Annotated in this window: 22 protein-coding genes and 1 pseudogene; 21 read left to right on the top strand and 2 right to left on the bottom strand. The window is 32.6% G+C overall.

The window, feature by feature from the left end:
* Positions 1-391: 391 nt before the first annotated feature.
* The 21 genes from Q1B07_RS20725 to Q1B07_RS20625 all read left to right on the top strand — a co-directional run bounded on the left by Q1B07_RS20725 (position 392) and on the right by Q1B07_RS20625 (position 23,736).
* Positions 392-1,138 (top strand): Wzz/FepE/Etk N-terminal domain-containing protein, encoded by a 747-nt coding sequence (locus tag Q1B07_RS20725; protein WP_299093700.1) that lies wholly within the window; start codon positions 392-394, stop codon positions 1,136-1,138.
* Positions 1,128-1,829: a CpsD/CapB family tyrosine-protein kinase gene (locus Q1B07_RS20720; protein WP_299093701.1), complete on the top strand. Its 702-nt coding sequence runs from the start codon at positions 1,128-1,130 to the stop codon at positions 1,827-1,829. Before Q1B07_RS20725 ends, Q1B07_RS20720 begins: the two co-directional genes overlap by 11 nt.
* Before the next feature lie 124 nt (positions 1,830-1,953).
* A complete protein-coding gene (locus Q1B07_RS20715; RefSeq protein ID WP_299093702.1) occupies positions 1,954-2,718 on the top strand; it encodes a CpsB/CapC family capsule biosynthesis tyrosine phosphatase in 765 nt (254 codons plus the stop codon).
* Positions 2,719-2,953: 235 nt separating this feature from the next.
* A complete protein-coding gene (locus Q1B07_RS20710; protein WP_299093704.1) occupies positions 2,954-4,282 on the top strand; it encodes a UDP-glucose/GDP-mannose dehydrogenase family protein in 1,329 nt (442 codons plus the stop codon).
* A gap of 17 nt (positions 4,283-4,299) precedes the next feature.
* Positions 4,300-5,181, top strand: a complete 882-nt coding sequence (gene galU / locus Q1B07_RS20705) for a UTP--glucose-1-phosphate uridylyltransferase GalU (RefSeq protein WP_299093705.1) — start codon at positions 4,300-4,302, stop codon at positions 5,179-5,181.
* Positions 5,182-5,199: 18 nt separating this feature from the next.
* Positions 5,200-5,883, top strand: a complete 684-nt coding sequence (locus tag Q1B07_RS20700; RefSeq protein ID WP_299093706.1) for a sugar transferase — start codon at positions 5,200-5,202, stop codon at positions 5,881-5,883.
* Between the two features lie 16 nt (positions 5,884-5,899).
* On the top strand, positions 5,900-6,841 hold the full coding sequence (locus Q1B07_RS20695; protein ID WP_299093707.1) for a GDP-L-fucose synthase: 942 nt from the start codon (positions 5,900-5,902) through the stop codon (positions 6,839-6,841).
* Positions 6,842-6,877: 36 nt separating this feature from the next.
* Entirely contained in the window at positions 6,878-7,957 is a 1,080-nt protein-coding gene (gene gmd, locus Q1B07_RS20690) for a GDP-mannose 4,6-dehydratase (protein ID WP_299093708.1), read from the top strand.
* A gap of 606 nt (positions 7,958-8,563) precedes the next feature.
* Entirely contained in the window at positions 8,564-9,829 is a 1,266-nt protein-coding gene (locus Q1B07_RS20685) for a glycosyltransferase family 4 protein (protein ID WP_299093709.1), read from the top strand.
* Positions 9,830-10,046: 217 nt separating this feature from the next.
* Positions 10,047-10,517, top strand: coding sequence for a PssD/Cps14F family polysaccharide biosynthesis glycosyltransferase (gene pssD, locus Q1B07_RS20680; protein ID WP_299093710.1), 471 nt, complete (start codon positions 10,047-10,049; stop codon positions 10,515-10,517).
* Positions 10,514-11,002: a PssE/Cps14G family polysaccharide biosynthesis glycosyltransferase gene (gene pssE / locus Q1B07_RS20675; protein WP_299093711.1), complete on the top strand. Its 489-nt coding sequence runs from the start codon at positions 10,514-10,516 to the stop codon at positions 11,000-11,002. Before pssD ends, pssE begins: the two co-directional genes overlap by 4 nt.
* Before the next feature lie 16 nt (positions 11,003-11,018).
* On the top strand, positions 11,019-11,888 hold the full coding sequence (locus Q1B07_RS20670; protein ID WP_299093712.1) for a glycosyltransferase family 2 protein: 870 nt from the start codon (positions 11,019-11,021) through the stop codon (positions 11,886-11,888).
* Positions 11,889-12,053: 165 nt separating this feature from the next.
* Complete coding sequence (locus tag Q1B07_RS20665) at positions 12,054-13,061, top strand: glycosyltransferase family 2 protein (RefSeq protein ID WP_299093714.1); 1,008 nt, start codon at positions 12,054-12,056, stop codon at positions 13,059-13,061.
* A gap of 112 nt (positions 13,062-13,173) precedes the next feature.
* Positions 13,174-14,106, top strand: coding sequence for a glycosyltransferase (locus Q1B07_RS20660; protein WP_299093715.1), 933 nt, complete (start codon positions 13,174-13,176; stop codon positions 14,104-14,106).
* A 7-nt stretch (positions 14,107-14,113) separates the two neighbouring features.
* Positions 14,114-14,977 carry an alpha-1,2-fucosyltransferase gene (locus Q1B07_RS20655; RefSeq protein ID WP_299093717.1) on the top strand — a complete coding sequence of 288 codons (864 nt, stop codon included), beginning with the start codon at positions 14,114-14,116 and terminating at the stop codon, positions 14,975-14,977.
* Positions 14,978-15,018: 41 nt separating this feature from the next.
* On the top strand, positions 15,019-16,566 hold the full coding sequence (locus Q1B07_RS20650; RefSeq protein WP_299093718.1) for an oligosaccharide flippase family protein: 1,548 nt from the start codon (positions 15,019-15,021) through the stop codon (positions 16,564-16,566).
* A 146-nt stretch (positions 16,567-16,712) separates the two neighbouring features.
* On the top strand, positions 16,713-17,933 hold the full coding sequence (locus Q1B07_RS20645) for an O-antigen ligase family protein (RefSeq protein WP_299093720.1): 1,221 nt from the start codon (positions 16,713-16,715) through the stop codon (positions 17,931-17,933).
* Between the two features lie 260 nt (positions 17,934-18,193).
* Entirely contained in the window at positions 18,194-19,579 is a 1,386-nt protein-coding gene (locus tag Q1B07_RS20640) for a sugar phosphate nucleotidyltransferase (RefSeq protein WP_299093721.1), read from the top strand.
* A 648-nt stretch (positions 19,580-20,227) separates the two neighbouring features.
* Positions 20,228-22,237 carry a DUF4962 domain-containing protein gene (locus Q1B07_RS20635; protein WP_299093722.1) on the top strand — a complete coding sequence of 670 codons (2,010 nt, stop codon included), beginning with the start codon at positions 20,228-20,230 and terminating at the stop codon, positions 22,235-22,237.
* A complete protein-coding gene (locus Q1B07_RS20630; protein ID WP_299093723.1) occupies positions 22,238-22,546 on the top strand; it encodes a hypothetical protein in 309 nt (102 codons plus the stop codon).
* Between the two features lie 125 nt (positions 22,547-22,671).
* The gene (locus tag Q1B07_RS20625; protein ID WP_299093725.1) at positions 22,672-23,736 is read left to right on the top strand and encodes a glycosyltransferase family protein; all 1,065 of its coding nucleotides are present in this window, start codon (positions 22,672-22,674) and stop codon (positions 23,734-23,736) included.
* A gap of 318 nt (positions 23,737-24,054) precedes the next feature.
* Here the strand turns inward: Q1B07_RS20625 and Q1B07_RS20620 are convergent.
* Together Q1B07_RS20620 and Q1B07_RS20615 are read right to left on the bottom strand one after the other, a co-directional pair.
* Positions 24,055-24,297: pseudogene (locus Q1B07_RS20620) on the bottom strand (ATP-binding protein); the annotation flags it as partial.
* Positions 24,298-24,386: 89 nt separating this feature from the next.
* Positions 24,387-24,671 (bottom strand): tyrosine-type recombinase/integrase, encoded by a 285-nt coding sequence (locus Q1B07_RS20615; RefSeq protein ID WP_299093726.1) that lies wholly within the window; start codon positions 24,669-24,671, stop codon positions 24,387-24,389.
* Positions 24,672-24,758: the final 87 nt, after the last annotated feature.

Genomic DNA, 24,758 nt, shown 5'->3' with positions numbered 1-24,758 from the left:
CACTTCAGTACAAAATTAAAATTTGGTAAGATTTGCAGGATAAATGAAACATATGACTGATAATTAAAACGTTCAATACTCATAGATTCAGAAAGTGTGTCACGACTAAAGTATTAAAAATTTGAAATATATTTGAAATATATTTGAAAAAATTTTTTTGAGTAATATCAATGTAGTAACCGTTTTCAGTTACAATTTGGTACAAATTTCTCTAAAAAAACTGTAAAAAAACTGACAGAAAAGTGGTAGAATGAAACCTGCGAGTAATAAAACAAGGAGAAAAACATCCTATTTTGTAAAAAAATGTAGCTTTCATATAGATATATAGAACGAATTTCATTATAATAGTCTAGTCTTATTACTATAATTGATTAAAATTTTGGAGGTTATCATGGAAGAAACAATCAGCTTGAAAGAGCTGTTTCTCACATTAAAGAAACGTCTTTCTCTTATTATAATCATCGCAGCCATTGCAACGGCAACGAGCGGAATCGTTAGTTATTTTCTCCTAACACCAATTTATCAGTCTTCAACACAAATTCTTGTAAACCAAACACAAAGTGAAGAACAGTTATACAGTGCAAACCAAGTTCAAACGAATCTTCAATTGATTAATACGTACAATGTTATTATTAAAAGCCCTGCTATTTTAGATAAAGTAATTCAACAACAAAAACTAGATATGACATCTGGAGAGCTTAATGAATTAGTTACCGTATCTAGTGAACAAAACTCTCAAGTTGTTAATATCGCTGTTCAAAATGAAGATCCAAAACAAGCAGCAGCGATTGCAAATTCCATTGCGAAAACTTTTCAAACGGAAGTTTCTAAAATTATGAATGTGGATAATGTTACAATCCTAACACAAGCGCAAATTGGTGAAGATCCATCACCGATAAAACCAAAGCCGGCGCTAAATATGGCGATTGCATTAGTGGTTGGCTTAATGGTTGGTGTAGGCTTAGCATTCTTACTTGAATACTTAGATAACACAATTAAAACGGAACAAGATATTGAAAATCAACTTGGCCTTCCAGTTTTAGGCGCAATTACAACGATTAATATGAATGATGAAATGAAGGAACAACCTAGTCAAACAACAACGTTAAGAACGCGAGGTGAGTCTGTTGGCTCGTAAGGATCGGAAGCAATTATTCCAATTGCAAAATAGAAGCTTAATCTCGATGACAAATCCGAAGTCGCCAATTGCAGAACAATTTCGGACCATTCGTACCAATATACAATTTTCCAGTGTTGATGAAGAGCTGCAAACGATGATTGTCACTTCATCAGGTCCAGGAGAAGGAAAGTCAACAACAACTGCAAACTTAGCTGTTGTGTTTGCACAGCAAGGAAAACGTGTCCTATTAGTAGATGCAGATTTACGTAAACCAACCGTGCACTATACTTTTAGACTTGAAAATCATATTGGATTATCAAACGTGTTAACAAGACAATCGACACTTGAAGAGGCAGTTCAAACAACATCTCAAGATAAACTTTGGATATTATCCAGCGGTCCGATTCCTCCAAACCCATCGGAAATATTAGGTTCAAAAGGAATGCAGGCAATGATCGAGCAGGCGAAGGATGAGTATGATGTCATTATCTTTGACTCGCCACCGGTATTAGCTGTAACAGATGCGCAAGTATTGTCAAACTTAACTGATGGTGTAGTTCTCGTTGTGAGCAGCGGAAAAACAGAGATAGAGTCTGCAAAGAAGGCAAAAGAGCTACTTGAAAGTGCCAAAGCAAAAATACTCGGTGTGGTATTAAACAACAAGAAGGTTCAAGACAGTCAATATTATTACTACTACGGGGGAAAATAGTCTCGCTTGACGAGATCCCCCTCTTTTCTTTGCGTTTTTTCAATGCAAGGTTTAAAAGTATGGAAAAGTTATAGGAAAATAGAATTAAATAATAACCAATAAATTCTAAGTGGGGGCGGGTAGTTTGATTGATATACATAGTCACATTTTACCTGGAGTGGACGATGGTGCACAAACGGTAGAAGATGCGATAAATATGGCTAAGTTAGCTGTAGAAGAAGGCGTTACGAAGATCATTGCTACACCTCATCATCAGAATGGAAAGTATGTTAATAGGAAACAAGATATTTTAGAGAAAGTTGTTGAGCTTAACAACATTCTACAAAACGAGAATATTCCGTTAGAGGTTTTGCCGGGACAGGAAACAAGAATATACGGCGAATTACTTGAGGACCTTGACAAAGAAGATATTCTTCCTCTTAATCATTCACACTATTTGTTTATTGAATTGCCTTCCGGACATGTTCCTAGATATACGGAGAAGCTTCTATTTGATATTCAGTTAAAAGGATTCACTCCTGTCATTGTTCATCCAGAGAGAAATTCAGAATTGATTGAAAATCCTGAAATATTATTCAACTTAGTTAAGAAAGGCTCTCTAACACAGGTTACTGCGGGGAGTATAACAGGACACTTTGGTAAGAAAATTCAAAAGTTTTCGATGCAATTGATTGAAACGAACCAAACTCATTTTATCTCTTCGGATGCCCATAATATCTCAACGAGAAGCTTTCGAATGAGAGAATCGATTTCTGTTGTAGAAAAGGAGTTTGGGAGACAGGCAGTTTATTTCTTTCATGAAAATGCTGAACTTCTCATACATGGAAAAACCGTGTATAAACAAGAGCCAAGGCAAATTAAACGCAAGAAGTTTCTAGGGATATTTTAAGTTGTTCATTGGTGATGTCTCCTAACCGTTATCAATGGAGGCACTCGGTCACGCTGTGGGTGCCTTCGGTACCTTAGACACTTGTTGTCGGTAGTGGGATGTGAGGGTGGGTTAGATGCCCATTTATTTATATGCTTACTAAATATGAAAGAGATATTTAACGAAAGGGTACTTATATAAAAGTACTTTTCCGTTAACTATTTTACTTTTATTTTAATAGGAAAAGGTGAACATTATGAAAATTGCTGTAGTCGGAACTGGCTATGTAGGTTTAGTAACTGGTACATGCTTATCTGAGATTGGACATACGGTGACATGCATTGATATTGATCAAAATAAAGTAAATAAAATGCGTGAAGGGATATCGCCAATTTATGAGCCAGGCTTAGATGAACTAATGAAGAAAAACATTGAGGAAAAGCGTTTGTTTTTTACGGCAGATCATCATGAAGGCTTTGAAAATGCTGATGTGATTTATATCGCTGTCGGCACTCCAGAAAAAGAAGATGGATCAGCTAATCTTTCATTTGTTGAACAAGTAGCTAAGGACATTGCAACTCATGTTAAAAAGAATGTCATTGTTGTGACGAAAAGCACAGTACCTGTGGGAACGAATGACTGGATTAAAGAAGTTATTCAAATGAATCTTGTGAACAATGTGAAGGTTGACATTGTCTCAAATCCTGAATTTTTACGTGAAGGGTCTGCAATTTATGATTCTTTTAATGGCGATCGTATCGTCATCGGAGCAGATAATGAAGCAGCTGCATCTACGCTAGAGGAAATTAATAAGCCTTTTGGTATTCCTGTTTTTAAAACAGATATTCGCAGTGCTGAAATGATTAAATATGCAGCAAATGCCTTTCTTGCAACAAAGATTAGCTTTATAAACGAAATCTCAAACATTTGCGAAAAGGTTGGAGCGAATGTAGAGGATGTAGCCAATGGAATGGGGCAGGATAACCGAATTGGTTCGCAATTTTTAAATGCAGGAATTGGTTATGGCGGTTCTTGCTTCCCGAAAGATACAAAAGCACTTGTGCAAATTGCTGGCAATGTTGATTATCAATTTGAATTGCTAAAAGGTGTTATTCGTGTAAATCAAAAGCAACAGGAAATTCTATTAAATAAATTAGATAAACGATTTGATAGCTTAGAAGGTAAGAAGGTTGCAGTATTGGGATTAGCATTTAAGCCAAATACGGATGATATGAGAGAAGCGGCATCGATTGTTATTACAAAACAGTTAATTCAAAAAGGGGCAACTGTTGTTGCGTATGATCCAGTAGCGATGGAAAATGCTAAAAAACTACTGGATTCGAAGGTTCAATATGTTTCAAGCACTATTGAAGTATTAAAGGATGCAGATGTTGCGTTAATTTTAACGGAATGGAATGAATTTAAAGATTTAGACTTAGAAACATTTGAAAAGTGTATGAAGCAGCCAGTTATTTTTGATGGTCGAAATTGCTATGATCCTAAGCAAGTTGAAAACTATCCTATCGAATATCACTCAATGGGTAGACCAACCGTAATAAATAAAAAATTAGTCAATGTTAGATAAGCCAAGGGGGATGTAAAGTGAAAAAAGTTAAAAAAGCAATTATACCAGCAGCAGGACTGGGAACACGATTTTTACCTGCAACAAAGGCAATGCCAAAGGAAATGCTGCCTATTGTAGACAAGCCAACAATTCAATACATTATCGAAGAAGCCATCGCTTCTGGAATTGAAGATATCATTATCGTAACCGGTAAAGGAAAGCGGGCTATCGAAGATCATTTTGATCATAACTTTGAGCTAGAACAGAATCTGATTGATAAAGAGAAATACGACCTTTTGGAAAAGGTGAAGCACTCATCTGAAATCAATCTTCATTATATTCGCCAAAAGGAACCGAAGGGACTTGGACACGCAGTTTGGTGTGCGAGAAAGTTTATTGGGGATGAGCCGTTTGCTGTCTTACTTGGTGATGACATTGTTGAAGGAGATATACCTTGCTTAAAACAGCTTATTAATGAATATGAAAAAACAGGTTCTTCGGTCATTGGTGTTCAAAATGTTGCAGATGATCAAACACACCGTTATGGGATCATTGATCCATTAGAGAAGGACGGGAAGCTTCATAAAGTAAATCGGTTTGTTGAAAAACCTGCCAAAGGGACTGCACCATCGAATTTGGCGATTATGGGTCGATACATATTGACTCCTCAAATCTTCGAAATATTAGAAAATCAAGAAACAGGTGCCGGCGGGGAAATTCAGCTAACAGATGCCATTCAACATTTAAATGAAGAACAATCTGTCTATGCTTACGACTTTGAAGGAGTTCGTTATGACGTAGGTGAGAAGTTTGGCTTTATTCAAACAACGATTGAATTTGCATTAAAACATGACGACCTAAAAGAGCAGCTTCTCGAGCTGATGGAGAAACTAGTAGCTAACGAAAAAGTAAAACTGTAGGTGAGGAGAGCGAATGAGATGTCAAACCTAGTAAAACATGATTCAGTTCATACATCTTCAAAGGAAGCACTCACCGCAGAATTTGCAAAGCAAAGTGTCATCTATACCTTTTCCAAGCGATCTTTAGATATTGTTGGTGCACTAGTTGGTTTAGTCCTTTTAAGTTTCATATTATTCATCGTTGCATTACTCATAAAATTTGAAGATCCGAAAGGGCCGATCTTTTTTTCTCAAAAAAGAATCGGTAAAAACGGAAAAGAGTTTAAAATGTATAAATTCCGCTCAATGGAGACTGATGCGGAGGCAAAGCTTGAAGAATTGCTGAAATTTAATGAAATAGAGGGTGCCATGTTTAAAATGAAGGATGACCCTAGAGTAACAAAGGTTGGCAGGTTTATAAGAAAAACAAGTATTGATGAATTACCTCAATTATTCAATGTATTAAAGGGTGATATGAGTCTAGTAGGACCGAGACCACCATTACTGAGGGAAGTCGAAGAATACACTCCATATCATATGCAAAGATTACTTGTAACTCCTGGATGTACGGGTGTTTGGCAAGCTAGTGCAAGAAACAGTGTTGGTTTTGAAGAAATGGTCGAAATGGACTTATATTATATTGAAAATCGCAGCTTTTTGTTTGATTTAAAGATTATTTTTAAAACCGTGATTGTATTATTCGGATCAAAAAATGCTTTTTAGGATAGGGTGAAAATAGATGAAAAAAGATTCAAAGATTTATGTTGCTGGCCACAGAGGGCTAGTTGGATCAGCTATTGTAAGAAGATTGGAAAATGAAGGGTATACGAACTTAGTATATAAAACTAGCAAAGAATTAGATTTACGTGATAAAGGTCAAGTTGATCAATTTTTTGAAACAGAAAAACCGGATTATGTATTCTTAGCAGCAGCTAAGGTTGGCGGCATTGTAGCGAACAATGAATATCCAGCTGATTTTATAAGAGATAATTTATTAATTCAAGCAAACATCATTGATGCTGCCTATCGAAATAGTGTTGAAAAGTTATTATTTTTAGGAAGTACATGTATTTATCCGAAATTTGCGCAACAACCATTGAAGGAAGAATACTTGCTTACTGGCGAGTTAGAGCCTACAAACGAACCATATGCGATTGCGAAAATTGCGGGAATTAAAATGTGTGAGTCCTATAATCGTCAATATGGGACTAAATATATTTCGGTTATGCCAACGAACCTATATGGACCAAATGACAATTTTGATTTGCATACATCACATGTATTACCTGCACTTATACGCAAATTTCATGAAGCAAAGAAAACGAATGCTCCATTTGTTGAAGTGTGGGGTACAGGATCGCCTAAACGTGAATTCCTATATTCAGATGATCTAGCTGACGCTTGTGTTTATTTAATTAATCATTATAAAGGAAATGAAATCGTAAATATCGGTGTTGGCGAAGATATCTCCATAAAGGAACTAGCTCAAAAAGTCAAAGCAGTTGTTGGCTATGAAGGAGAAATTCAATTTGATACCAGCAAGCCTGATGGAACACCGCGTAAGCTTGTTGATGTAACAAAATTGAATTCTTTAGGATGGAAAGCAAATACAACTTTAGAAGACGGATTAGAAAAAGCTTACCAATGGTTTTTAGATAACGTAACAGCAAAAGTTAACTAATTAAAATAATAGATAAATGAGGTATCGGAGGACATTATGAAAAAAGCATTAATTACTGGTATAACAGGACAAGATGGTTCTTACTTAGCTGAATTTTTATTAGAAAAAGGGTATGAGGTACACGGTCTTATTCGAAGAGCCTCTTCCTATAACCAAGAGCGTTTAGAGGATCTACTTAGTGAAGAAGAAGCGAAAGCGTTACTAAATAACAAAAACTTTCACCTACATTATGGTGATGTGACAGATGCTTTAAATGTAACGAAAATTATAGGAGATACACAACCTGATGAAATCTATAATCTAGCAGCTCAATCACATGTACGGGTTTCCTTTGATATGCCAGGATACACATTAGATGTAGATGCAAAGGGTACATTAAATATTCTTGAAGCGGTACGTATCTTAGGATTAACAGAGAAAACTCGTATCTATCAGGCTTCAACATCTGAACTATATGGAAAGGTTCAAGAAGTTCCACAAAAAGAAACAACACCTTTCTATCCACGTTCACCATATGGTGTAGCGAAAATCTATGGATTCTGGATTACGAAGAACTACCGAGAATCTTACAACATGTTTGCAGTAAATGGTATATTATTTAATCATGAATCAGAACGTCGTGGAGAAACATTCGTAACTAGAAAAATTTCACTCGCAGCAGCACGTATTGCACAAGGTAAACAAAAGAACCTAACACTAGGTAACTTAGATTCATTACGTGATTGGGGTTATGCAAAAGATTATGTTGAATGTATGTGGTTAATTCTTCAGCATGACAAACCAGAGGACTTTGTAATTGCAACTGGTGAAATGCATTCTGTTCGAGAGTATGTAGAATTAGCATTTAAACATACGGGGATTGAAATTGAATGGACTGGAAACGGTGTTGAGGAAAAAGGAGTCAATAAGGAAACAGGAGATGTAATTGTTGAGATTGATCCTAAATTCTTCCGTCCAGCAGAGGTTGATCAATTGTTAGGTGATCCTACGAAAGCAAAAACTTTATTGGGATGGAATCCTACTAAAACCTCTTTTGAAGAGTTAGTTCGTATTATGGTAACTCATGATATGAAAAAGGTTGAGAAAGAAGATAGAGTTAAGAAGATGTTTGATTAAGATTTAGATTGTATGATCAGAGACGGCTAGCCGTAAGGATGGTAAAGCAATAATGTGTACATCCAAACAGTCAGCCGTCTTTATATTTAGTTCAGCAATTTATGTTGAAATAAGATTTAATTAAAATAATATAAGCAGAACGTGATATATAAAGAGAAGCATGAAACTACTTCAAGTATCTAGTTCGGAAATCAGTGATAATAGTCTCGGTAAGATTCTGTACAGTACAAGCTAGTTCCTTTATTAGTAGAAAAGCTTGTTTTATAACGTTGAGTTCATTCTAAGAGATGAAAAGTACAATAATGTTTAGGTATAAATTAGGCACGTATTTAAAAATACCTATTATATGATATAAGTGAAGTAATTGACCAGAAATTAAATTATCGAATTGGTTTTACTTCATAAAACAAGAGAGATAAATCTCTTATCTTATTTGAGAGAGTAATTGATACGGTAATGAGCTTGAAGCCGTTTTCGAAAATAGGTATAAAGTCGGGACCTTACAAGAGAGATTAAACGAAAGACAAGTATATAGAGGCTATTGTAGTCTAATCTTTGCCATCGATGCATATGGATGGAGCCTCAACAGATAGGGAAGAGATACACATGATTGAAAAGATAAAGACTGAAAAGAAGAAGCTTTTAATATATGCACATTACTACATTCCAGATGTCGCTTCCACAGGTCAGATTTTAAGAGAATTGGCAGAAGGAATGCTTCATGCATTTGATATAACAATAATTTGTGTCGTTCCTTCTTATACAGGCAAGGTTGCTACTGAGTATAAGACAAAGATGTTTTATAAGGAAGAAATCAACGGTGTAAAGATTATCCGAATCCGTGTTCCAGAATTCTCTAAGGGCAACAAAATCAGCAGAATTAAAAATATCATAGCATACTTCTTTGGAGCTATGGTTGCCACATTTAAAGTTGGAAAGATGGATTATGTGTATTCCATTTCTCAACCGCCTATCCTTGGAGGTCTGATTGGCGTTTGGGGTAAATGGATGAAGCAAGCAAAGTTCATTTACAATATTCAGGACTTCAATCCGGAGCAGACCATGGCTGTTGGATATAGTAATAATAAACTAATTCTGAAAGCAATGTTATGGTTCGATAAATTTAGTTGTAAACGTGCTGACAAGGTAATAGTTGTAGGTCGTGATATGGTTGAAACTCTGAAGAGTAGATTCAAAGGACAGAAGGTACCGAATCATATGTTTATCAATAACTGGATTGATGAGAAGGAAATTTATCCTCTGCCTTCCGATAATGAAAAAGTGGTAGCTTTCAAAAAGAAATACAGATTGGAAAATAAATTTATCATAATGTACTCTGGTAATCTAGGCCTCTATTATGACCTTGAGAACTTAATGCATGTCATTAAGAAGTTTAAAGATAGGGATGATGTGGCTTTCGCATTTGTAGGAGAGGGTTCTATCCGAGATAAGCTGGTTCTATATAAGGAAAAATTCAACCTCAAAAATGTTACTTTCATCCCTTATCAGGATAAAGCAGATCTAGTCTACAGCCTGAATGCCGGTGATGTTCACTGGTGTGTATCAGCAAAAGGCATTAAAGGTGTTTCAGTTCCATCGAAATTGTATGGGATTTGTGGGGCTCAGCGACCTGTGCTTGCGGTATTAGAGCCTGGTGCAGAAGCACGATTAATTATAGAAGAGACCCAGTGTGGGTATGTGACTAATCCGGGTAACTACGAAGAAGTAGAAGCTATGATCGAGAGGTTTCTAAAGGAAAAAGGTACTTCTACTTTGACTGAAATGGGTAAGCGAGGTAGGGCTTATTTGGAAAAGAATCTTACTAAGGATGTTTCTATAAAAAAGTATGTAGAAGAGATTAAGTCGTGCTAATTAAAAGCTACTTTATATTACGTATAATACAAATGTGATATGTATTCCGTAATTCTAAGTATTTTTTGAATTTAATATAAATATTTTTGGTATTGTGAGTATCATTGTTATAATCTTTTTATTTGATGCATTGTTTTTTGAATAGCTTGTATCAGGTATTCTTACAAAGATGTAACTTGAAAAATTGTATAAATATAAGATTAGGAAGGTATTGAGAGTGAAACAGAGGAGAAAGATAGTATGTTTGATATCATCTTCTGGTGGCCATTTAGAGCAAATTAAACAGCTAAAGGAAGTTATGGATCGTTATGATTGCTTCTATGTAGTCACTCGTACAAAAGCTACCGAAGCGATGAAACAAAAAAAGTATATAGTCAGTGACTTGGTACGCACTAATAAATTTATTTCGGTAATGAGAATGGCGAAAATGATGATTGAACAACTGAGTATTTTCTTAAAAGAAAAGCCTGATGTTATCATTACAACTGGAGCAGCAGTTGCTATTCCTATGTGTATAATAGGTAAAGTTTTCAAAAAAAAGGTAATTTATATAGAAAGTTTTGCCCGAATTAATACTCCAAATAAGACAGGAATGCTCATCTATAAAATTGCCGATTTGTTTATTATTCAATGGGAAGAATTAGAAAATTATTATCCTAAAGCTGTTTATGGAGGATGGATATATTGAAAGTTCTTGTTACAATCGGTTCAATGGTCGAAAAAAAGTTTACGAGATTATTCAATATTATTGATGAACTCTGCGAAGAAAATATTTTGAATGGTAACCTGGTAGTCGCCCAAATTGGATTCGATGCCTATAAACCTAAAAATTTTAAAGCCTTTGATATGATTGCAGATGAAGAGTTTAAAAAGCTTATTGATGAGTCAGACCTGATAATTTCTCATGCAGGAACTGGTACAGTTACTTCATGTTTAAAGAAAGGTAAGAAAGTTATTATCTTCCCAAGGATGGCTCAATATGATGAACATTATGATGATCATCAGTTGGAGTTGGCTGAAGTTTTTACTCGAAACAAAAATGTGTTATGTGCAAAAAACAAGAAAGAATTGGTTAAATGTATTCAAGAGTTAGATTCATTTGTACCAAGTAAATTTGTTTCCAATAACAGTAAGATGAATAAATTAGTGATTGATTTTATTGAACAAGGTTAAAAAAAGAGGTATTTATATGAGAGGATTATCGTTAATTATTATTACGTACAATAGAAAAAATGAATTAATTCACACTTTAGAAACCCTGAAAAAGCAAGATTATTCAGGTGTATTAGAAATTATCATAATCGATCAAAATTCTATTGACGGAACTGAAGAGGCTGTTTCCCATTTAAATGATGATAACGTAGTATACATTAAATTGGAAAAGAACCTTGGAGTTGCTGGCGGTAGAAATGTAGGAGTACGTTATGCATCTTTTGAAAATATGATATTTTTAGATGATGATGCCCACTTTGTTTCATTAAGCGCATTATCTGAGATAGAGAATATCATGGATAAAAATCCTCATAAAATATTTGCATTTCAAATTAAGGATTTGGAAGGTGGATTATTTCATTGGCCATATGGTAAAAAACTTTTAAAAAAACGAAAAGAAACCTTTGAATGTAATAAATATATTGGTTGTGGACATGCAATTAAGAAGAGTTTCTTTAAAAGTGTAAATGGCTACTCAAATGATATGTTCTTTGGATTTGAAGAAACTGAATTAGTAATGAAAATGTTTGGAAATAATGAACTTCCAGTACTATATACTGGTTCTGTAGAAATTGTGCATCGAGTAACGCCAATCACAAGGATCGTTGATAATAAAAGATTTTACTACAAAGTAAGGAATAGGTTATTTGTAATCCGTGAAATGCATCCTGTGGGTGGAGGAACATATCTTCTTTACTATTTATTGGCATATTTGTATAGAGCTATAACATTGAAAACTTTTTCAGAATATAAATCCGGTGTTCGCGATGCATTTAAAACTTCTATAGATAAGCGATATAGAATGTCTTATAAAAACTTCTTTAGATATTTGTTATTAAATAAATAGTGAAGTACAACTTGGTGTTGGAGCAAAGGTTATAGGAATTTTAAAAGAACAGCAGACAAGAATAAAATGCAGCAAGGTTAATTATACTTTTTTCTCGGAAATAAAAGCTGTACATGCTGCTTAATTACCTGCTAAAGAAATTAGATAGTAGGATAAGGAGATACAATGTTTAATAATGAAAAAGTAAGCATAATTATTACTACGTATAAAGGTTCTAACTGTATTAGAAGAGCGATAAGAAGTTTACTAGAACAAACATATGCCAATATAGAAATTATAGTTGTTGATGATAATCCTCCAGAGTCTGTGGAAAGAATTGAAACTGAAAAAATAATGAAGGAATATAAAGAAAGTAATATTAAATATATTAAGCATGAAACTAACTTAAATGGTGCCGCGGCTAGAAATAGTGGAATTAAAGTAGCAACAGGAGAATTTGTTGGTTTTTTAGATGATGACGATTATTACTTACCAACAAAAGTGGAAATGTGTGTAAAAACTCTAACTGAGAATAAAAATAGTGATGCGGTGTTTTGTGGAGTAATAGCTACAGATAACACACATATCTTGAGAGTAGTAAAACCTAAAATTGACGATTCCAATATGCAAAAAGAGTTACTATTTAATGTGAATATGATGGGAACAGGAAGTAATCTTTTTCTTAGAAAATTATCTATAGATAAAATTGGCTATTTTGATGTCTCTTATTACAGATTGCAAGATGTGGAGTTTATGGTAAGATTTTTTGAACATTATAAAGTTTGTTGTTTAGATGAACTATTAATTGTAAAAGCGGTTGGTGGTTATAACAACATACCACAATATCACAGGTTGTTCAATATTAAGCAAAAGTTTTATAAAGATTTTGCATTTGCTCTATCAAAACTAAGTAAGGATGAATTGAATAAATACTATACAAATGAATATGCAATGTTATTACAGAGCTGTTTCGGAAAGGAATCAGTAAAAACTCTATTAAAGGCTAAACAGGATTTGGAAAAATATAGACATTTAACAATTAAAGAAATAGGCTTTATTTTGTTAAGTATATTAGGTAAACCAAATAATAATTTATACACTTTAACTAGGTCTTTAATATCAATTATAGCTAAGCCTATAAGAAGTATTATTTTGAAAAATAAATATAAAATTAAAGATGGAATTATTAAGTAAAACGGATAGTTGCTAAAGAGTTTTATAACAATATGATTCCAGAAATTGTGGATTAGATTGAAGAATTCCGACCTATTACGGATTAACTAAATATTATAAGGGATAAGATGTGATGGAAAGTAATGAATTTAAAATAAGTGTTATAATACCTTTTTACAATGAAGAATTATATTTAGAAGATGCAATAGTAAGTATTTTGCAGCAGACATTAAAAGATATTGAAATAATTCTTATAGATGATGGTAGTACAGATAATAGTTCGCAGATTGCTAAAAAATATGCAAAAGAATATACCAACGTTGTTTATATAAGGCAAAATAATAGTGGACAAGGTATTGCAAGGAATAAAGGAATGAAAATGGCTAGAGGTCGTTATATTTATTTTTTAGATAGTGACGATTATTTAGTAAGAGATGCAATGGAAAAAGTCTATACTGTTGCTAAGAAAAATAATTCTGACATTGTTACATTTAACTCTAGAGTAGATAAATATGATACTTCTGAGTTTATTGTTGATTATAGTAACAGAGAATTTTTGCGTGAAAACATGATGGGAATAGAATACTTGTATGAGAGTTTAAAGCACAATAAATTTTATATTCCTGTGTGGTTGTATTTTTATGATATAGAGTTCTTAAAGAAATCTAATATTCAGTTTGAAAGTGTATTATATGAAGATAGAATTTTTACTATGCAGATATTATTTGAGAAACCTAAGATAACATACCAAAACAAAATCCTCCATTGTAGAAGGATCAGAGAATTATCTACTATGACACAAAAGAAAAGTATTAAGCATTTGGAAGGCGCGTATACAAATATAATTAGATCATATGACGCATATCTTAGAATTAATGAAAATGTTGAACTAAAGAACTTAATGTTAGAATTTGTAAGAAGGAATATTAATATATTTATTGGTGTTGCACGTTTAGTAGAAAATAATAATGATAAGAAAATTTTAAAAGCCAAGGGACAGAATTTTTTATTAAGTCATCCAAATCTATTTTCTTTAAAAAAAATAATAAAATTAAGATTGGCGTAGGTGTAATATGATAATTGTTCAAATTAAAGGTGGATTAGGTAATCAATTGTTTTCATACGCAGCTGCTTATGGAATTGCAAAAGAAAATAATACAGAATTAGTTATTGATCGATATATATATGATACAAGTTACTTTTTAAGAAAATATATGCTTAATAATTTCCCTTCAATTGTCGATGAACATGTTGTAAATTACGTTCCTTCTCAAAGTAATGTTTCACAATATTTATACAAGTTGATAAGAAAAATTAGAATAAAATACAAGTATAAGGCTCAAGTAATATTAGAAGAAGAAGAATTCAAGTATCAACATATTGATAATAAAGGTAAAAATTTGTATTTAAATGGTTATTGGCAAAACTATTTGTATTTTGATAAATATCGCGATGATATAGTTGAAAAATTCACACCGGTGGTGAATTTTAATGAACATGGTAAGTCTTTACTTAATGAAATTGAGAAGGGTAATTCTGTTGCTGTTCATATAAGACGTGGAGATTATGTTAATTTTAAAGGTGGAAAATGTCTTGATATGTCTTATTATATGAAAGCAATTAATTATTTAACAAATACAAGAAAATCTAACCTTACATTTTTTATTTTTACAGATGATGTTAAATACTGCAAGGATGTCTTTGCAAATTTGGGCAATGTTAAATTTGTGGCTGAAGAAGCAAAATTGAATGATTTAGAAGAGTTTTCTCTAATGACAAAATGTAAAGACCTCATAATAGGTAATAGTTCATTCTCATGGTGGGCAGCATATTTAGCCTCTCACAAGGATAAGGTTGTAATTGCTCCGGTAGTAGATATGTGGAAAGAGGAATTTTATTTACCAGAGTGGACAAAGATAAATGCGAAATTACAATAGGTTATTAAATATAATATGAGGTGTCATTAATGAGGGGAAAATTGGCATTAAAGAATAGTTCTATTACTTTTCTGTGTCAAGTATCTGATATTTTGTTACAATTCGTTGTACGTAAATTGTTTATAGTTTACATTGGAATTGAATTGCTTGGAATTAATGGTACATTCAGTTCTATTTTAGGTGCTTTAGCCGTTGCAGAATTAGGCTTTGAAGGGGCTATAATATATAGTCTGTATAAACCAATTTCTGAGAATAAAAAAGAGATAGTCGAAGATATTATAGTTATACTAAAAAGAGTATATACATTTGTTGGAATTTTTGTTCTAGTTGCAGGACTTTGGATAATGCCATTTTTACCCCAGATTTTAAAGGGCGTAGAGGTTAATATATATATATATATTGTCTATTATTTACAGGTAATGAGTGTTGCAATTACCTATTTTTTAGGTTATAAAAGGACTTTAATTTATGCATTAAAACTGGATTATGTAAGAAATATATACATTTCGGCATATAAGTTGCTTGCATCAATATTACACATTGTTTTTATTATATCTTTCTCTAGTTACCTTGCTTATGTTTTAATTGTTTTTGCCCAAAACTTACTTACTAATATATCTATAGCTAGGTATTGTGATAAACATTTTGATTATAATTTTAAAAATAAAAAATTTAATAAGGAATATTTCTCAAAAATATTCAAAGATGTGAAAGATATTTTTTGGGGGAAAATTGCTGGGTATATATACTATTCAACAGATGCCTTAGTTATTTCGACTGTAGTGGGAACTGTGTATGTTGGATTTTTATCTAATTATACGCAGATATTTATTCAGTTAAAATACGTACTAAATAATGTTTTAAATTCTAATAAGCCTATTATAGGTGAATTATTAACTCAAAATGATAATAAAGAACATATTTTGAAGGTGCTTAATAAATATACTTTCATTAGATACTTATGTTGTAGTTTCCTTTTTATTCCAGGAGTAGTACTAATTGATTCTTTTATTATGGTATGGCTTTCTGGAGACTATGTATTACCCATTTATATAACTTTACTTATAGTTGTAGAATTGTATATCACTTTTGTTCATGGAGCATTGGTTGACTATATCGCCGGATTAGGTTATTTCTCTTATGATAAAAAGATTTCAATAATGGGTGCAATACTAAATCTTATTATTTCGATAGCGTTAGCTTTTTTTTACGGTGTTTCTGGAGTGTTAATTGGAACTGTTATAAGTCAATCCTTTTTTTGGATAGCAAGAAGTATAATAGTATTTAAGTACTATTTTTGTGATTTGAAGACTACATTTATTAAATATTGGGCCCGTCAGATGGTTTATATATTACTTTTCTCTTTTAATACATTTATTTGTTTTGTAATGATAAAAATAATACCTTTAGAAAATTCATATTTTAAAGTGATTATTGGTGGGATTATCTGTTGGTTTATTGTTACTATTATTAACGTATTAGTCTTACATCGAACAGAGGAATATGTTTTTATAAGAAAACTACTTTTTAAATTGGTTGTTAATCTTAAAAGAAAAGTTTTTAAAAGGCAAAATGAAAACATGTTGTAATTTTAGGTAGTCCAATTAGCTAGTGAGGGGTTTTCCGATAAATAAAAACTGATGACAAAATAATTGTTTTTCTAAACAGATGGATTAACAATAGTTCTTATATTAAAAATCTCATTCTATTTGAATAGTTAAAGATAGGTGTTTAGATGAATTTAGTAATAAGCAAGAATAAATCTGTTAAATGGTTCTATTTACTTTCTATCTGTATAGTTATGGTTAGTTTATCTGATATGAATCTTACGGTAAATGCTATTTTTAATAAATTGGAAATATTGATATATGTAGTATCAATGTTGATATTTGTAATTTCTATAGACTTAAATTTAATAAAAAGAAATATAATCTATTTAACTATAGGTATATTTTCATTATTTTCATGTTTGTGGTCAGCAAATCCAAATTTAACTCTGAAAAATAGTTTCTTATTATTAGGACTAATAATCTTTGCATTAAATGCAGTAAGGTATTTAGAAAGAGAAGATATTATTAAAGTAATTCTAGTATTCTTTACTTTGATTTTAATATTAAATATTTTCTCTATTCTTTTTATGAAGGATATTTCTATTCAATTTGATTCGAGAAGTGGATTAACTTACAGAGGTTTATTTTATTACAGAACAGGATTTGCTGGATACATGGGAATAATATTAATATATTCTCTGGTTAGTGCATATATTTTTAGAAAAAATAAATATATTATTTTATGTTTATTTAATATTATTATATCAATAATTCTAATTGCCTTAGGAAAAGCTGTTACAACAATGGTAGTATCTGTTGTATGTATTGTATTTTTCTATTTATACAAAAATACAAATAGAAAATTATTATTAACGATTTTAATAATAACTCCATTTATTTTTTCGTTTATTCTAATTTATTATGGTACTACAGGTTTTGTAGAAATCTTTTTATTATTAGGTAGGGATCCAACAATTACTGGAAGAACGATAATTTGGTCAAGTATTGTAGAGATGCTATCTAGTAATAGATTTAATAGTATATTTGGTTTTGGTACTAACACTTTTTGGAAGATAGACAGTCTAAGGGGATATATAGATAGGAACATGGGTGGTTTTAAAACACCACATGCACATAATGGATATTTAGAATTAATTTTAAATTGGGGATATATAGGGATTACTTTATATGGAATACAAGTAATAAGAATTATAAATAATGGAATAAGAAAAAGTATAAAATTAAATATGAAAATTTATTCAGCTCTACCAATAGTATTCTATTTTTATATATGGTGTTTCAATATTACTGAAAATAATTTATTTAATACTACAAGTATAGTTGGTTTTTTACAGATTATTCTATTTAGTTTATTATTTAATAAGACTAAAAAAATAATTAAATAGAGAAATAAATAAAAATTAATAGATCAAATTATTTAAAAATATCGAAAATATTTTGATGATTTAAAATGGGTGAACGTAGTTGTTCTAGGGTTAACCTTCAAGCCAAAAACTGATGATTTAAAATTATTGTCTATTATGTAGAATTGCCAAATAAATATTATTTAATAGGTCGTAAGTTATAAATATTATACGAGCGATCATAACATTTATTTAAAATTAAATCAGGACCAAGTGTCCTGATTTTTTTATGGAGGGATTTTATGAAACTTGTATTACTTTCTGGAGGTTCTGGTAAACGCCTTTGGCCGTTATCCAATGACACACGCTCTAAACAATTTCTAAAGGTTTTGGAAAATGAAAAAGGAACACGTCAATCTATGGTACAGCGAGTGTGGAGTCAATTAGAATCTGTAGGGTTAGCAGATTCCTCTGTAATTGCTACATCTAAAACACAAACAGAGATGATTCATAACCAATTAGGGAGTGAAGTTCCGTTAATTGTCGAACCTGAAAGAAGAGATACATTTCCTGCGATTGCGCTTGCAAGTTCTTTTCTTTTTTCTGAACAAAATGCTAACCTAGATGAGACTGTAATTGTGCTACCAGTTGATCCATATGTACATGATAGTTTCTTTGAGAGAGTGAAACTTCTAGACGAGGTACTCACCAACTCAAGCGCTGATGTAGCTCTTATGGGTGTAACGCCAACCTATCCTTCTTCTAAGTATGGATATATTGTACCTACAACTGAAGCAAACATTAATAAATATTTCATTGTTGACCGTTTTACGGAAAAACCAAGTGAAGAGAAAGCAGTAACTCTAATTGAACAGAATGCTCTGTGGAACTGTGGGGTATTTGCGTTTAAACTTCAATATTTAATAGATATTTTAGAGGCAAAGAATCTCCCTATTACGTATGATGCACTTTCCTACAACTATAGTTCTCTTCCAAAGATAAGCTTTGATTATGAAGTAGTAGAGAAAGCACAACGTATTGTGGCATTGCCATACGAAGGATATTGGAAAGATTTGGGGACTTGGAACACCCTTACAGAGGAGATGGCAACTTCCCAAATAGGAAAAGGAATCATTTGTGAAAATTCTAACAACACACACTTAGTAAATGAGTTAGAAATTCCAGTTACAGTAGTAGGTCTATCTGATGTAGTGGTAGCAGCTAGTCCAGATGGTATTCTTGTAGCGGACAAGGCCTCTAGTCCGAAGATTAAAGATTTAATCGGAGGATTTGATCAACCGCCTATGTACGAAGAGCGGATATGGGGTTGGTCAAGGGTACTGGATTATGCAAAATATGAAAATGAAGAGATGGTAACTAGACGTATTTGCATCCGTGAAGCGAAAAACTCTACCTATCATTATCATAATCTACGCAATGAAGTGTGGACGATTGTACGTGGAGAGGGAGAACTTATCCTAGATGATAATATTCGCCGGGTAAAAGCAGGAGATATTATTCATATTTCAGTTGGTAGGAAGCATGCAATACGTGCTATTTCAGAGTTAGAATTTATTGAAGTACAAACAGGGCGTGAAGTGGTAGATACTGATTTTGTACGTTTATATACGAATTGGAATGAAATTTTACAGTATTACTATAACTCTCAAGCACAAGTTATTGTTTAATGGTTAAAAAGTCGTAATCACGAAAACATTTTGCTTTTTATTTTCGAATATGGCTATGGGCATGGAACGCTGTCCATAGCTATTATTTATGAACTTCTAAAGACATCTCAAACTATACGTATTGTTATTTTTATTTGTCATTCCTTTGCACTTCCGTCTATTCAAAGTTATATATCATGAAGTTGTTATTGATATAGGCTATGTGCTACATTACATTCTTTGGGGTTGGATTATGTCGAATGTATTTGCCAACTTAAAAATGATTATTATGATCTTTGGTGAAAACTCTAAAATTGTACATATTAAGTAATAGTTAGAGTGGTCCTCGTACTCGTTTTTGATCTGATTTTAATAAAATTTGAAAGATTATATTGTAAATAAAAATCCCTTTTGTTGTGTTACCAAATTTGCATGTTTCAGTAGTACGTTTTTTTATACACCACATCTGTTGCTGCTTTTGCCTTTTGAGGAGAAGTGATACTTTATACCAAGTAGCAAAATTATAATGGTTATAAAAGGCGATAAATATGTTGTTGTGATTTCATGTATGAGTTAATTACTAAATAAAGTAAAGTCTTGTCAATAAATTGGTGCTGTTTGTGTAAGTAATGATGATTTTTTTATTATCAAGTACGAGGGGGGATTCAGGTGCACTTTGAACTAAGATTTTTTAGAAAAAGTTTTTATTTAATTACGTCTTTATGCGTATTCTTAAGTGGATGCTTACACTCAGAAGAGGAAATAACAAAGACTGAGCATGAATTTCCACAAAATACTGCTCTACCAAGTGGACAAGAAATTATTAAAAGTTTAAAAGAGAATTCTCCTAATAAGGAACATCCTCGTTTAATGGCAACAGATACAGATTTTAAAAGGATTAAAAAGGAATTAAAAACAGATGAGAATTTAAAAAAATGGTATAATAGCCTCCAACTTGAAGCTGATAGAATACTACAAGAGCCTGCTGTAAAGTATGAAATTTCAGATGGTAAACGGTTACTTCCTATTAGCGGAGAAGTTCTAAAGAGAACGGTTAATCTAGCAATGATGTATAGATTAACAGGTAATAATAGGTACGCGAATCGTGCTTGGAAAGATCTAAGTACGGTTGCGGATGATAAGCAATTTCCAAACTGGAATCCGACACATTTTTTAGATACAGCAGAGATGACTCTTGCTGTGGCTATTGGTTATGATTGGCTTTATGATTACTTGTCATTCAATCAAAAGGAGATATTGCGTACAGCTTTAATGAAGAAAGGACTTCAACCTGCACTTGAGGTATATAGAGGAACTGCAAAAGCTTCAGAAATTTCAATGTTTTGGAAGGATGTGACACATAATTGGAATACAATTTCTAATGGAGGTATAGGTGTGGGTGCGCTAGCTATTGCTGACGAGTCGCCAGAAACAGAAGCTCTTTCAGGCGAAGTATTACAATATGCAATAGAATCTATTAGAAAATCTTTAGCGGTTTATGCACCAGATGGGGGTATGCCAGAAGGAATTTCATATTGGAGCCATGCAACTATTTATATGGCTTACTTTTTATCTTCACTAGATTCTGCAATTGGTACAGATTATGGATTATCTAGTATGGAAGGAATTTCAGAGACAGGTTATTACCCGATTTATGTGCAAGGAATGAAAGGCACTTTTAATATAGGGGATGCAGGATCAAATATTATTACAACAGCGCCTCAAATGTTTTGGTTTGCCAATAAATATAAAAATCAAGATTTTTCCTATTTTGCATTAAAAGGTAACCATCCAATGAATTTAATTTGGTATAGAAAGCAAAAAAAGGAAAAATCAGATATAACTAACCTTTCTTTGGATAGGGTTTTTATGAATTCGGAAATTGGTTTAATAACTATGCGTAGTGGTTGGAATAGTGATGCAACTTTTGTTGGAATACATGCTGGGAATAATCAACAACCTCATGGTGACCTTGATATTGGAGATTTTGTATTTGATACATCAGGAGTACAATGGGCATATGAACTTGGCTCAGATAACTACAATTTACCTGGTTATTTTGATATGAATTCTGGTAGGTGGAATTATTATCGTAAGAGGGCAGAGGGACAGAATACTCTTGTTGTGAATCCTAATAAAGGACCAGATCAAAACATTAAGGCAAGCGCAACAATTACGGATTTTAGCTCTACTGACCGACAGGGATTTACAATTATAAATATGAGCAGTGCTTATGAAAGAGATGCTATTTCTGTTAGGAGAGGGATTGCTTTAACAGGCGACCGTACAATAGTAGTATTACAGGATGAACTAAAACTTAAGGCACCTTCTGAAGTGTACTGGTTTATGCATACAAAATCAAAAATTGAGATAAGTAAGGATAAAAAAACAGTCACATTGCACCTATCAGGAAAAAGGCTGTATGGTCATATCGTTTCACCGGCACAGGGGCATTTTAGTATCATGGATGCTAAGCCACTACCAAGTTCACCTAATCCAGCAGGTCAGGGTGATAATAATGATATTAAGAAATTAGCGATACATCTAAATGGTGTGAAAGATACTACGTTGTCGGTTATATTTACTACAGATAAAGGAAAAATAGAGAGGGAAAAAGATTGGAAAAACCCTCTTCCTTTAAGTAAATGGAGTACATCAGGAGTTATGAATTCTAACTAGATGGCGAATGTTATACCAGTTACTGTTGTAGGAACAAAGGATATAGTTGTTGCTTCTATTCCAGATATTGCTTATAAGGCCTCTCGTATATGTATCCTTGAAGGTAAGAATTCTACCTACCAATATCATAATTTATGTGATGAAGTATGGACGACTGTGAAAAGTGAAGGAGAACTTGCACTAGTTGATAATATTCATCGTATAAAAGCTGTTGATATCATTCACTTACCAACTAATAAAAAGCATGGAATTTATGCGATTACAGAGTTGGAGTTTATTGAGGTACAAACAAACGGGTATAGGAATTAGTGATGAAGACTATACCCGATTATATTATACTTGGAATGAAGTGTTAAACCATTTCAAAGAAACAAAGTCGAAAGTAATTTTATAAGAGGAGCATTTGATCTCCTTTTTACATAGGAGAAGAAAAGATGAAAAAGATTGTTTATTATATCTCAGAGTATGGGTATGGTCATGCTGCAAGGAGTATAGCGGTAATTAGGGAAATCCTTAGGCAAACACCTCATGTTCAGATACAAGTTGTCAACCAGTATGCAGAGGATTTTCTAAAAAGGTCTCTTCCATATAAAAATGTCTCCTTTTTTGAATTATCTACTGATATCGGATATATGTTAAAAGAAGGATCGATAGAACCTGATCAACATAAACAAATAGTAGAAGTCGAAAGTTATTTAGAGGCATTTCCAACCTTAATTCATTCAGAAATAAACAGGTTGGAAAACGAAAAAATTGATCTTATTATCTCAGATATCACACCTTTGGCTTTTGAAGTTGCCGATCAATTGGCAGTACCTTCTTTAGGTATTTCAAATTTTACCTGGTATACTGCATTTTTGGATTTAGTACCTTTAGAAATTCTTGCTCCTTTCAAAGCTTCTTATGAGAAAATGGATTATTTCTTTGCTTTAGCGGGAAGTAATGAAAAGAAATGGGGAAACAAGGCAACTCAACATTTTGGTTTTTACTCTAGAGAAATGAACTCTAAGGAAATTGAAAATATCCGTTCCAACATTGGACGGGAAAAAAGATTAGTATTTTTAGGGTTAGGTATGAAAATGGAGCTTATGGAGCTGCAAAACCTGCCAATATGGAATAGCCCTAATACTCATTTTATTGTTTCTTCCAATTTAGACATCGCTCATCCAAATGTTTCAAAAATACCCAATGATTATTTAGAAACCCAACATTATATTGCTGCATGTAATTTGGTTATCACCAAGGCGGGTTGGGGTACTATAGGAGAAGCTGTCGCAGCTGGAGTGCCGTTGTTAATTATTGAAAGAGAAGGAATGAGAGAGGATAAGAATACAATTGAGTATTTAAAGGACAAAAATCTCGCTGATACAATTAGTGGAAGAGATTTTAAAGATTTCGTATTGGATGATAAGAATACATTTTTAAAGACAACATATAAAAAAGGTCAACGCAATGCTGTCGATGAAATTACGGGAGATATTTTAAGATTAATTGATTAGTAAGTAAAGGTAATACCAGGGATGATCATAAAAATGTTCAAATCAAGCAAAGGATACGAAGAAGAGAAGGCATTTTTTACACCTTATCTCCTTCGTATTTTATTTTCTACATATCAAACCCTATCAATAACGGAATCTCGTAACAGGGAATCATGTCTTTAAAGTTTACTTGTTTCTTAATGAAAGTTTTAAATCTTTTTCAACACTTATCATAACATCCCTTGGCGTTAATCCCTGTTCCTTTAGTTTTTGTGTATTTGGCAAGTAAAAAATGTATGAAACGGCAGTTAAAAATGTAACCACTCGCCAACATTATTGCTAGGTTTGTAATAATGACTCTTTATAGCGATGACTGTCGCCGTTGAATACCACCAGATGAGAGTGGTGAATCAGTCGGTCAATGACTGCCTCTGTCAAGATTGGATCACCAAAAACGTGGTTCCATTGACCGAACTGCAGGTTGGTGGTGATAATGATGCTCTTGGCCTCATAACACATTGAAATGACTTGGAATAGTAGCTCTCCACCCTGTTTATGCAAGGGGATATAACCCAGCTCATCTTATGGAAAGTTAATTATTATGTAAAGTTGAGTGTTAAAACCCATGTATAATCAAAGATTTTTAACACCCAACTTTGCATAATAAAAATCTAGATAAACTCCTTTAACCAGCTTAATAAATCTTCTTTGTCTTTTTTTGTAAGCTTTTCATCAGGGAGAACATTAGGACTTGCTTGCTCAATAGCTTTCCGTTTGATTTCGGGATTTGATTTTGCATAAATTTCGGTTGTTGTAACCGAGGCATGTCCTAAAAAATCTCTAATGTATATTAAATTCACTCCACTTTCTAGTAAATGCATCGCTTTACTATGTCTAAATACATGTGGAGAAACTTTTGTTGGAAATAAATCTGGATGTTTTATTTTTGCTACCACAATATATTTGTTGTTATTGCCATCCCAAAATGACCAAAAGTTGACGGTATTGCCTGTCCAGAATTAGACGATTATAATGTCCATATA

Origin of the sequence: uncultured Metabacillus sp. (assembly GCF_947503125.1) — a bacterium.
Taxonomy (GTDB): Bacteria; Bacillota; Bacilli; order Bacillales; family Bacillaceae; genus Metabacillus.
The sequence above is the reverse complement of the archived record's forward strand: the minus strand, read 5'-3'. Positions and strand labels throughout refer to the sequence as shown.

Coding starts and splice junctions, on each gene's coding strand:
- Q1B07_RS20710 (WP_299093704.1), top strand. CDS start 2,954: ATGAAAATTGCTGTAGTCGGAACTGGCTATGTAGGTTTAGTAACTGGT.
- Q1B07_RS20625 (WP_299093725.1), top strand. CDS start 22,672: ATGAAAAAGATTGTTTATTATATCTCAGAGTATGGGTATGGTCATGCT.
- Q1B07_RS20630 (WP_299093723.1), top strand. CDS start 22,238: ATGGCGAATGTTATACCAGTTACTGTTGTAGGAACAAAGGATATAGTT.
- Q1B07_RS20685 (WP_299093709.1), top strand. CDS start 8,564: ATGATTGAAAAGATAAAGACTGAAAAGAAGAAGCTTTTAATATATGCA.
- Q1B07_RS20645 (WP_299093720.1), top strand. CDS start 16,713: ATGAATTTAGTAATAAGCAAGAATAAATCTGTTAAATGGTTCTATTTA.
- Q1B07_RS20655 (WP_299093717.1), top strand. CDS start 14,114: ATGATAATTGTTCAAATTAAAGGTGGATTAGGTAATCAATTGTTTTCA.
- Q1B07_RS20640 (WP_299093721.1), top strand. CDS start 18,194: ATGAAACTTGTATTACTTTCTGGAGGTTCTGGTAAACGCCTTTGGCCG.
- gmd (WP_299093708.1), top strand. CDS start 6,878: ATGAAAAAAGCATTAATTACTGGTATAACAGGACAAGATGGTTCTTAC.
- Q1B07_RS20665 (WP_299093714.1), top strand. CDS start 12,054: ATGTTTAATAATGAAAAAGTAAGCATAATTATTACTACGTATAAAGGT.
- Q1B07_RS20670 (WP_299093712.1), top strand. CDS start 11,019: ATGAGAGGATTATCGTTAATTATTATTACGTACAATAGAAAAAATGAA.
- Q1B07_RS20695 (WP_299093707.1), top strand. CDS start 5,900: ATGAAAAAAGATTCAAAGATTTATGTTGCTGGCCACAGAGGGCTAGTT.
- Q1B07_RS20660 (WP_299093715.1), top strand. CDS start 13,174: ATGGAAAGTAATGAATTTAAAATAAGTGTTATAATACCTTTTTACAAT.
- Q1B07_RS20700 (WP_299093706.1), top strand. CDS start 5,200: ATGTCAAACCTAGTAAAACATGATTCAGTTCATACATCTTCAAAGGAA.
- Q1B07_RS20725 (WP_299093700.1), top strand. CDS start 392: ATGGAAGAAACAATCAGCTTGAAAGAGCTGTTTCTCACATTAAAGAAA.